Origin of the sequence: Leptolyngbya sp. BC1307, from assembly GCF_002286735.1 — a bacterium.
In the GTDB taxonomy this organism is placed as follows: domain Bacteria; phylum Cyanobacteriota; class Cyanobacteriia; order Phormidesmidales; family Phormidesmidaceae; genus Phormidesmis.
In genome coordinates, this window is sequence record NZ_NRTA01000122.1 from 1 (window position 1) to 1,911 (window position 1,911).

A 1,911-nucleotide genomic window follows, 5' to 3' on the forward strand; every position below is an offset into this window, starting at 1 on the left:
ATGGAACGCTTACGCCTGGAAGCCAACCGTACGAGTCAGTCACAGAATAAGTTAAAATCGTCTGATTAGGAGGGTATCCTTATGGTCGCGCTAAAACGCATTTGTCTGTGGGCTTGGCCAGAGCCATGCTAGAAGCGGGCAGGCGGGTTAAGTTCTTTAATGCCCTTGCCTTAGTTCAACAGCTTCAACACGATAAACAACAACTGCTCTTGCAGTCCAGGCTCAAGAAGCTTGACCGCTTTGAGTTGCTCGTCCTAGACGATTTCGGCTACGTCCAGAAGTCGGAGGCCGAAACCTCTGTGCTCTTTGAACTGATTGCGCATCGCTATGAGCGCAAGAGTTTATTAATTACGGCCAATCAGCCGTTCAGTCAGTGGGATAGCATTTTCCCTGACTCGATGATGACGGTTGCCGCTGTTGACCGTCTCGTTCATCATGCTGTCATCTTTGAGATTAAAGCTAAAAGCTACCGTCAGCAAGCAGCGACCACTCGGAGCAAGAGCTAGCGGGCAGCGCAGAATAGTCCCACACGTCTGATTTCTTTAACTGATCACGCACTGTCACTTTGATCACTGGCTGTCGTCTGACGCTGACCTCGCCCACCACCTGTATTCGATGAGTCTCATGATGAGCCTTTATAGTCTCTCCCAAATGTCACTCATCACGACAACTGACTGTCATGTCACCGCTATGCCCTTGACATTTGATACCGAACTGCTCGCGCCGGTCTTTCGAGATGAGGAAACGCTCGTGTCGGTAGCCGCCCCTGAGGTGACCGCTAACGCACCCGTTTCAGCGGCATCCGCCGAGTCTGAGCCGGACTTCATTGCGGAGGGATTTGCCATCCCGATGTCTCAGTCTGTCGGGACAGGGACAGAGAAGTTCACCTGGACAGAGCAGTGGTTGGTGGTGCATTCCTTCAAGCATGGGCAACGGCAACGCCAAAGCTTGGACAACCGCATTGAGAAAGCCACAGCGGCGATCGCGCAGCTCAACGTGACCAGTCGGGGACACAAACGGCGCTCAGTCGATGAAACCGTGGCCGCTGTCAACCGAATTCTTCAGCGCTACCGGGTGAAAGCCCTTTTGCAGGTAGCCGATGAAACGACCACCGAGACCCTTCACAAACGCGCCTATCGGGGGCAACCAGCGCGTACCCTCACAGAAACTAAGCTGAGCGTGAAGGCGGCGCTCGACCCAGATGCCTATGAGCACACCCAGCGGCTATTGGGATGGCGGGTCTATGTCTCCAACGACCTCAATTTGTCCTTGCAGGAGGCGGTCTACGGCTACCGCAACGAGTGTCTCATTGAGCGATGCTTTAGACGCTACAAAGGTAAGTCGATTGGCTTGACTCCCTTGTTTTTGGCCTCTGACGAGCGCGTCAAGGGCTGGATTCGCTGATTGAGTCTGGGGCTGCGTATCCTCTGCTTGCTCGAATTCTCGGTGCGCTGTGCTCTCGAATCAACCCAACAGGAGCTGTCTGGGCTCTATGCGGGCAATCCTAAACGGGCCACGGCTCGACCGACCGCTGAATTACTACTCCAAGCTTTTCGGGGGGTAACGCTGACCGTTATCGAGATTGAGGGGTTGCTCCAAAGGTTCCTCTCTCCCCTTTAGCTGAACTGCATCAGCGCATCTTGCTGTTGGTCGGGGGTGCTGATGATATCTATCTCGCTCTCACTGGATAATTCTATTCAACCCCCTCTATTTTGAGCGAACCGTGAGATTCTAGAAAGCGGATCGCATTTTCAGAAATGTTAAGTAAAGAATATTGAATTTGACAGCTTTATTGATGGGGCTAGATCAGTATTATAGGAGTTACGCATTGACAGCAAAACGAAACTATGGTCAAGCGAAAGTAGCTTCTGTTACGTTTTCTAGAATAAACTGTCGAATGACGGGGACAAA

At 52.2% G+C, this 1,911-nt stretch carries 1 protein-coding gene and 1 pseudogene; both read left to right on the plus strand.

Translation table 11 applies throughout. From position 1 onward, the window contains the following. Positions 1–89: 89 nt before the first annotated feature. Positions 90–506: pseudogene (locus tag CKL79_RS22250) on the plus strand (ATP-binding protein); the annotation flags it as partial. 118 nt (positions 507–624) lie between these two features. Beyond that, positions 625–1,404 carry a hypothetical protein gene (locus CKL79_RS23660; RefSeq protein ID WP_205879195.1) on the plus strand — a complete coding sequence of 260 codons (780 nt, stop codon included), beginning with the start codon at positions 625–627 and terminating at the stop codon, positions 1,402–1,404. The last annotated feature ends 507 nt before the right edge of the window (positions 1,405–1,911 follow it).

What these genes read in the sequence shown, in the direction of transcription:
- CKL79_RS23660 (WP_205879195.1), top strand. Translation starts at nt 625, where the DNA reads ATGATGAGCCTTTATAGTCTCTCCCAAATGTCACTCATCACGACAACT.